The 7,245-nt window shown below is 45.9% G+C and carries 10 protein-coding genes and 1 pseudogene; all 11 read left to right on the top strand.

From position 1 onward, the window contains the following. Positions 1–61: 61 nt before the first annotated feature. Positions 62–1,081 (top strand): tyrosine-type recombinase/integrase, encoded by a 1,020-nt coding sequence (locus NW212_RS09615; protein WP_022052717.1) that lies wholly within the window; start codon positions 62–64, stop codon positions 1,079–1,081. Beyond that, a complete protein-coding gene (locus NW212_RS09620) occupies positions 1,062–1,628 on the top strand; it encodes an N-6 DNA methylase (RefSeq protein ID WP_022052718.1) in 567 nt (188 codons plus the stop codon). The genes NW212_RS09615 and NW212_RS09620 overlap by 20 nt, the downstream gene beginning before the upstream one ends. Before the next feature lie 145 nt (positions 1,629–1,773). Next, positions 1,774–2,082: a hypothetical protein gene (locus tag NW212_RS09625; protein ID WP_258338432.1), complete on the top strand. Its 309-nt coding sequence runs from the start codon at positions 1,774–1,776 to the stop codon at positions 2,080–2,082. A gap of 12 nt (positions 2,083–2,094) precedes the next feature. Beyond that, on the top strand, positions 2,095–2,640 hold the full coding sequence (locus NW212_RS09630) for a hypothetical protein (protein WP_258338433.1): 546 nt from the start codon (positions 2,095–2,097) through the stop codon (positions 2,638–2,640). After that, positions 2,615–3,526, top strand: a complete 912-nt coding sequence (locus tag NW212_RS09635) for a DUF4373 domain-containing protein (protein WP_258338434.1) — start codon at positions 2,615–2,617, stop codon at positions 3,524–3,526. Before NW212_RS09630 ends, NW212_RS09635 begins: the two co-directional genes overlap by 26 nt. Before the next feature lie 10 nt (positions 3,527–3,536). Next, positions 3,537–4,175 carry a DUF6633 family protein gene (locus tag NW212_RS09640; protein WP_258338435.1) on the top strand — a complete coding sequence of 213 codons (639 nt, stop codon included), beginning with the start codon at positions 3,537–3,539 and terminating at the stop codon, positions 4,173–4,175. 176 nt (positions 4,176–4,351) lie between these two features. Then, positions 4,352–4,867: a Panacea domain-containing protein gene (locus NW212_RS09645; protein WP_258338436.1), complete on the top strand. Its 516-nt coding sequence runs from the start codon at positions 4,352–4,354 to the stop codon at positions 4,865–4,867. Next, positions 4,864–5,253, top strand: coding sequence for a hypothetical protein (locus NW212_RS09650; protein WP_258338437.1), 390 nt, complete (start codon positions 4,864–4,866; stop codon positions 5,251–5,253). Before NW212_RS09645 ends, NW212_RS09650 begins: the two co-directional genes overlap by 4 nt. A gap of 84 nt (positions 5,254–5,337) precedes the next feature. Then, positions 5,338–5,718, top strand: a complete 381-nt coding sequence (locus NW212_RS09655; RefSeq protein WP_258338438.1) for a hypothetical protein — start codon at positions 5,338–5,340, stop codon at positions 5,716–5,718. Next, positions 5,715–6,827 carry a DNA (cytosine-5-)-methyltransferase gene (locus NW212_RS09660; protein ID WP_309148249.1) on the top strand — a complete coding sequence of 371 codons (1,113 nt, stop codon included), beginning with the start codon at positions 5,715–5,717 and terminating at the stop codon, positions 6,825–6,827. Before NW212_RS09655 ends, NW212_RS09660 begins: the two co-directional genes overlap by 4 nt. An 11-nt stretch (positions 6,828–6,838) precedes the next feature. After that, positions 6,839–7,245 (top strand): annotated as a pseudogene (locus tag NW212_RS09665) (hypothetical protein); the annotation flags it as partial.

Below are 7,245 nucleotides of genomic sequence, written 5' to 3' on the forward strand. Positions count from 1 at the left end.
AAGTTTGGAAGGATATTATAGGGTATGAAGAATAATACTTTTATGAATGGGTATGCAAACGATGAAAGAAGATTATTTTTCCGAGTTGAGAATGCTCCTATACGGGAAGATTCCAAATGAATATATTCAGAAAACAATTGAGGTTGTTTCATTCAGCCTAAAGGATTTTGATTTGCAAAGAAAAGAAACCTCCGTTATCGTATATGACAATGGAGATGAAATGATTTTGAAAAAATTCTTTGTGGCTAAGGCAGTTGAAGGACTGTGCGGAAGCTCATTGTCCTATTACCGGACAATACTTTCGGCATTCTTAAAAAAGACTGGGAAACATATCAATGAGATAACGACGGATGACATACGGATATATCTCGCAATGAAAAAACTTGAAAAGCTTAGTGACAATTCATTGAACAATATACGAAGAACGCTAAGCTCATTTTTCTCATGGACCACAGAGGAAAACATAACTTCCAGAAACCCTACACTGAGAATAAAGGGTATAAGGCAGACAAAGAGGCTAAAGAAGCCCCTGAATGAGGATGAGATGGAAATCCTTCGTCATGGTGCGAAAACCAAGAGGGACAAGGCGATTATAGAATTTCTATTTTCCACAGGATGCCGCGTTTCGGAGATGGTAAATATAAACAGAAATGATATAGATTTATTAAATGGCCAAGTGGATGTATTAGGTAAAGGTCGTAAATACAGAACTGTATATCTATCTTCAAGATGTAAGATTTCATTAGAAGAATATCTGCGTGAACGCAATGACACTTTGGAAGCATTATTCATATCAGATTATTCGGGAATGAAAAACGAGGTGTTCTTTAAGAAAGATATTCATAGAATATCAAGGGGAGCTGTAGAAATTATGCTAAGGAATCTTGGCAGAAGGGTTGGAATAGAGAACGTGCATCCCCATAGGTTCAGAAGGACGGCCGCAACTCTTGCGCTAAAGCGTGGCATGCCTATTGAACAGGTTCAGAAAATGCTGGGACATGAAAGCATTAACACAACTACAATTTACGCCCAATCAAGCAATGACGAAATAAAGACCTCACATGAAAAGTACATTATTTGAGATAAACAGGATATTGTCAATTAATGACAGCTATCAGGCTCCTGAAAAAATAATGAAATTTATTTTGGAAAACGGAGATGAAAAAAGAAAAGTGTTTTCTGAAATGTCGGAACTTTTCAGGTTTGATTTTTCATTCGATTGGTTTCATCAATATTTTGAAGATGAACATGCCGACAGAAAGAACAACAAGCAGGATTTCACGCCGGAATGTATCTCAAAACTTGTTTCCCAAATAATCGGAAGCGATAAAGGGTTTACATACGAACCAGCCGCGGGAACAGGAGGAATGCTAATAAGCAACTGGCACAGGAACAGAATGAAGTCACATCCATTTGACTATAAGCCTAACGAGCATCTGATTATATGCGACGAGTTGTCTGACAAGACAGTTCCTTTCCTCTTGTTCAATTTGTCGATACGAGGAATATCTGGAATCGTATTTCATGGGGACACTATTCATGAACAATACAAGAAAGCATACATTTTAGTGAACAGGCATAATTCCATAACGGAATATTCAGATGTGTATGAATATAATACTACCTAACCCCAAGTTATGCCGACGGCACGGTATATGGGACTGCGGGGAGCACGGCGCACGGCAGGCGACAAGTATAACAGGATTAGCAACCAGCAACGCCGGGTCAGCGTGGTTCGATCCCACGGTGCGCCACGAACCAAAACAAGGCAATATGAAAATCACTATCACAACCGAGGATTCGGTACAGATTCTCGCCGCACTGTACGAAAAGGCGAGGCGGACGGAGGAAGACACCGGAGAAGTGCCGCGCAAGCTCATGCTTACGGCCAAGAAGGTACGCAGACAGATACGGGAAAACCTAAACAGGAGAAGACATGATAAGGACAAACGAAGAGGAAAGGCAGGCGACAAAAGAACGCCTTGCGGAGATAAGACGGTGGCTGATGGAAAACCCGCTGCTGTCAAACCCTACGGCGGACAGGCTGATAAGGGAGAGCAACATACTGAATGTAAGGCTTAAAATGTTAGGAGGATGAACATGGAAAGATACGACAGAATCATCGCTATCGACCCGGACGTGGACAAGTCCGGCGTGGCGGAGTTCAATCTGTCTTCAAAAAAGATGGAAGCCACGACGCTGTGTTTCCCCGACCTGACGGACTACCTCCGGCATGTCAGGCAGAACTTTGCCGGCAAGGGCGAAAAGGTGGCCGTAATAGTGGAAGCCGGATGGATGAACGCCACGAACTGGCACACGGACAGGGTGCGCAGCATAGCCGCGGCAGCCAAGACCGGGCAGAACACGGGGCGAAACCACGAAACGGCACGCAAGATAGCCGAAATGTCAAGGCACTACGGGCTGGAAACAATTGAGGTGAAGCCGCTGCGCAAATGCTGGAAAGGCAGGGACGGGAAGATAACGCATGACGAGCTGAACGGGATGCTGGAAGCGAGCGGGATAACGCCGATGACCGGAAGGACAAACCAGGAAATGCGTGATGCTGTGCTGCTTGCAGTGTTCCATTCAGGCATACCTGTAAGAATGAACTTAAATGAATCTGGAAGGAGGAAGATATGAAATGGCAAACGTAAAGACCGGACTGCTCTATTACAGTTCCGAAACCGACCGATTTAAAAGCGACCTCCGGATCAAGAGGCTGAAGAAAGGAATGGGTTGTGACGGATATGCCGTGTACGAATACATATTGAACGAAATCTACCGGGTAGGAGGCTGTTTCCTTGTGTGGGACGAAAGTACTGCCTTTGACGTAGCCGAGTACTGGGGATTGAAGGAAACCAAGGTGAACGAGATAGTGCGTTACTGTTGTGCTGTGGGGCTCTTTGACAAGGCACTGCTCTCTAATGGGAACGTACTTACTTCACCGTCCATTCAATCAAGATACGTAAGCATGTGTATCAGGGCAAAACGGAAAGAAATCATTATTCCCGAACAATTCGACATTCTTCCGGAAGAATCCAAGATTATTCTGGAAGAATACAGGAAAATTCAGGAAGGTTGCGGCAAAGTAAAGAAAGTATTAAAGAAAGGAAAAGAAAACTCCCTATCGGGAGATAAAGAAAAGTTCCCCCCTCCCGAACTTTTGGACAAGCCTTTGCAGGAATGCTATTCCGAACTGGCGGACAACCGGACGTGGGAGGAAGCGGTAACGATGAACACCCGTAATGCCGGACACAGGGAGTTTACTCCCGAAATGTTCCGGATATTCCTCAAACGCTTCTTTGAGAAGCTGCAGAACGAGGGGGTGTATGCAAAATCGCCCAAGGATGCCATGTCCCACTTTGCGAGGTGGCTGAACATTGAGTTGAACAGACAGAACCATGAAAACAATCGGAACAATTATACAAGCAAGCAGGAGGCAAACGCCTACGCTCTTGACCTGTTGCAGCGACATAAGCGGGAGCTCGAAGAAGGGATGGCTGGCGAAGTGGAAAGACCGTTCTGACGTTGAAAGGGTGTTTGCACCAATTCAGTGGGGCTACACTTTGCAGAATCCTGAAAGGGCCTATATGGCGGACTGCCCTACGCTGATGCAGTATGACGCTCTTTACGGACAAGGCTCATCCGAATTTTGGGTTGAATTGCAAGTATCCGGTATTTTCGGAGCGTCCAGCAGCAGGGAAAAAGGCGTTGCCGACGGGATCAGAATATTCTGCCAATCTTTCGCGGCAGAAACCAAAGGCTTCAAGCTATCGGAACTCATGCTGTTCTTCGCAAGGTACAAGGCCGGACGGTATGACAATTCTTTCGCCAGCTTCGACGCACGGAGAATCGGGAATGCCTTTTTCAAGGAGTTCGTACCGGACCGGAACAGGGAGCTTGACGCCATCAGTCACAGAATGATGCAGAAAGAGATTGAACGGAGGAGGTTTGTACCACCGCAAGGCTATTCTTCGCTGTCATGGTACAACGAGCTAAGACAACGCGCCGGATCAGGTGACGAGGAAGCGCAAAGGCTTTTAGAGCCACCGGCGGACGGACGCCCATCCGCCGCATACGCGAGAAATGCGGAAGCCAGCGAAGAAACGCTGGCCCAATTCAAGAAAGGAGAGCCGGAATACCCGGTGGTCAGGAAATATGAGAAGAAATACTAAAAAATCATATAAATGCCGCAAAACATAAGCCGGAACGCACATAAAACGGCTAAAATACACTTAATTTGCGACAGAAAATAAAGGACTGTTTTCTCATGGATAAATCTATGCTATGACAATTGATTGTTATGGCATACTTTTTCTGTGGGATTTTTTGTATCATGGAGGGATCATTTATGAAAACAGATGCCATTGCAATAGCCAACTATTTTGTGGACAAGTCCATACAAGACAAGACCGCACCCTATCAACTTACATTGCTGCGTCTTGTCAAGTATGTGTACATAGCATACGGATTCGCGCTGGCCGTTCTTAATCGTGTCATAATAGATAAGAGATTCGATGCAGTTGAAGCATGGAAATATGGTCCGGTCATCCCATCCGTATATCATTCATTTAAGCACAATGGGAATAGTCCCATACGTTCTAAATCATCCATTGCAAAAGATGAAGAAGAAAACGGAACCTTACATTTTATAATTCCGGAAGTTAAAGACGAAGACATCAAGATGATTCTTGATTTCGTGTGGAAACGGTATCGCGGAGTATCTACTCCGGATATGATAAATTTGCTGCATAAAGAGAATACGCCATGGGCATATTGCTATCGCGTAGGGAAAAACGTGGAAATTCCGGACGAAATGACCAAGGTTTATTATTCCGCTATTGTTAACAGCAAGCCGAAGCAATGAGTGACATAAAGAAAGTTTTGGATGAAATTCCCAGTATAAAAACAGATGCTTCTGTTGATGTAGACAAGGGATATACTGATGTTCATATTGAACTGGCAAAAGAACAGCTTCGAGAAGCACGGTTGAAAAATGAAGCGCTAGAAGAAGAGAATCGTGGAGACAGCCAAGACCGTGATCAGCGCAAGGATTTTGCCGAACGTATCTATTCATTTGCCGCCATATACATGTTTGGAGTGTTCGTAATACTGTTTTTGTCCGGTACACAAACAACAAATTTCAAACTATCAGACAACGTATTGATAACATTACTTGGCACGACAACCGCAAATGTAATAGGCATTTTAATCATAGTAGTTACATATCTATTTAGTAGGAAAAAGAAATAAATTACATAGAGCATTAATATCCAAGGCGATGCCATCCGGCACCGCCTTTTTCATGCCCGCCCCGAAAGGTAAGCGGGTTTTTTTATGCCGATAAGTGAAATTTACAAAGCTGCGAACAAACATTCAAGAAAAAACATAATCATGAAACCACCTAAAGAAATAATCGAAAGGGCAAGAAGGAACGGCTCGATAGACCGTGCAAGCCTGCTTCTGTCAGCGGCGTACCTGCTGAACACGGAAGCGTCGAACATTGTGGAGGAAGCGTCCGACCTGCTGAAGGAGAACGGGATGCTTCTTGGAGAAATAAGGAGGCTGCACAATGCCTTCACAAGGTCAGCGGACATGTACTTCCGCTGCTTCGCCGACATGATAAGGGAGAGCGGACAAGGGGACGCGTACTTCAAGGACCTTGAAGAGTTCGACAGGTTCTTCAGAAAATGGGCGAAGCTGGAGGAAAGGCCATGACACACGCATCACTCTTTTCCGGAATCGGAGGCGCAGAAATAGCTGCTGAATGGGTTGGCTGGGAAAACTTATTCCACTGCGAGATAAACCCTTTCGGACGCAAGGTCCTTGAATACTGGTATCCAAATTCAATGAGTTATGAAGACATCACGAAAACAGATTTTACAGAATGGCGCGGACGGATCGACGTGCTCACCGCAGGATTCCCATGCCAGCCGTTCAGCCTGGCCGGACAGCGGAAAGGAGCGGACGATGACCGCTACCTCTGGCCGCAGGTTGTCAGAGTTATACGTGAAACCCGGCCCGCTTGGGTCGTTGGAGAAAACGTTGCTGGAATCCTCACGATGGTTCAGCCCGGCGAGGAGGTTGAAGTGGGAAGCGATGTCTCTCTGTTCGGAGAGGGTGACACTAAGAGAGTATCGCTCAGACAGGAATACGTCATCGAAACCGTCTGCCGTGACCTTGAACGAGAAGGTTACGAAGTCCGGCCGTTTGTTATTCCGGCTTGTGCCGTCGGAGCACCCCACAGACGGAACAGGGTGTGGATTGTTGCAAGAAGAATTACTTCCGACTCCGCAGACACAAGGTCTGAAAGCCTGCAATGCGGAAGGGAAGACGGAGTTCATGCCGTTGGAGTTACTTCCTACCCCGACCTCAATAGACAGCGGGAGCGGACGTATCAACAAATCACCGTCACCGGGTGCGAAGGAAAGACCGACACTAGCACTTGCTGGCAGAATGGGACTGTTGCCGACTCCCAATGCAGCGGAAGGCGAGAAATATACAACGAAATACAACCCCAACAGCCAGATGGGCAAAGGGCTTACAGCAATGGCGATGAACGGCTTGCTGCCTACACCACAAATGAGAGATTACAAAGGAGAATGTCACATGTCACAATCTTGCCTGCCGAATACTTTTCAGACTTCCCAACTCAATCCCCTGTTCGTAACGGAAATGATGGGCTTTCCCTCGGACTGGCTGGTATCACCTTTCCAAAATGGAGAGCGGAATCCATAAAGGCATTAGGCAATGCCATAGTCCCGCAGGTTATTTATGAAATATTCAGAGCGATACAGCATGAGGAAGAAGAATCGGAAAAACTATAATATAAACAATCATGGAAACAGAAAACAAGACAGTGAAAGGCTACAAGGGGTTTGACAAAAACCTGAGATGCCGAGATTTTCAGTATGAAATCGGAAAGGAATATGAAACGGAACGTGTAGAGCTGTGCAAGGAAGGATTCCACTTCTGCGAAAACCCTCACGATGTGCTTTCCTACTATTCGGCAGGCAAAGGCAACAGGTTTGCCGTTGTAGAAGCGTCGGAAGTGTCTGACGAGAAAGGGGACGATTCAAAGAGGGTGTCAAAAAGAATCTCCGTCAAGGCGGAGATATCAGTATTCGAGATATGCAGGATAGCCGTGTCGGCATTCTTTGAGAACTTCGGATTCAGAAAGAAGATAGAATCTGCTGATACCAACAACGCCGGGAACTGCGGTGCAGCCAATGCAGGGGACTGCGG

The sequence above is a fragment of the Bacteroides sp. ET225 genome (assembly GCF_024733745.1).
GTDB classification, from domain to species: domain Bacteria; phylum Bacteroidota; class Bacteroidia; order Bacteroidales; family Bacteroidaceae; genus Phocaeicola; species Phocaeicola excrementipullorum.

What these genes read in the sequence shown, in the direction of transcription:
- NW212_RS09615 (WP_022052717.1), top strand. Translation starts at nt 62, where the DNA reads ATGAAAGAAGATTATTTTTCCGAGTTGAGAATGCTCCTATACGGGAAG.
- NW212_RS09620 (WP_022052718.1), top strand. Translation starts at nt 1,062, where the DNA reads ATGAAAAGTACATTATTTGAGATAAACAGGATATTGTCAATTAATGAC.
- NW212_RS09625 (WP_258338432.1), top strand. Translation starts at nt 1,774, where the DNA reads ATGAAAATCACTATCACAACCGAGGATTCGGTACAGATTCTCGCCGCA.
- NW212_RS09630 (WP_258338433.1), top strand. Translation starts at nt 2,095, where the DNA reads ATGAACATGGAAAGATACGACAGAATCATCGCTATCGACCCGGACGTG.
- NW212_RS09635 (WP_258338434.1), top strand. Translation starts at nt 2,615, where the DNA reads ATGAATCTGGAAGGAGGAAGATATGAAATGGCAAACGTAAAGACCGGA.
- NW212_RS09645 (WP_258338436.1), top strand. Translation starts at nt 4,352, where the DNA reads ATGAAAACAGATGCCATTGCAATAGCCAACTATTTTGTGGACAAGTCC.
- NW212_RS09650 (WP_258338437.1), top strand. Translation starts at nt 4,864, where the DNA reads ATGAGTGACATAAAGAAAGTTTTGGATGAAATTCCCAGTATAAAAACA.
- NW212_RS09655 (WP_258338438.1), top strand. Translation starts at nt 5,338, where the DNA reads ATGCCGATAAGTGAAATTTACAAAGCTGCGAACAAACATTCAAGAAAA.
- NW212_RS09660 (WP_309148249.1), top strand. Translation starts at nt 5,715, where the DNA reads ATGACACACGCATCACTCTTTTCCGGAATCGGAGGCGCAGAAATAGCT.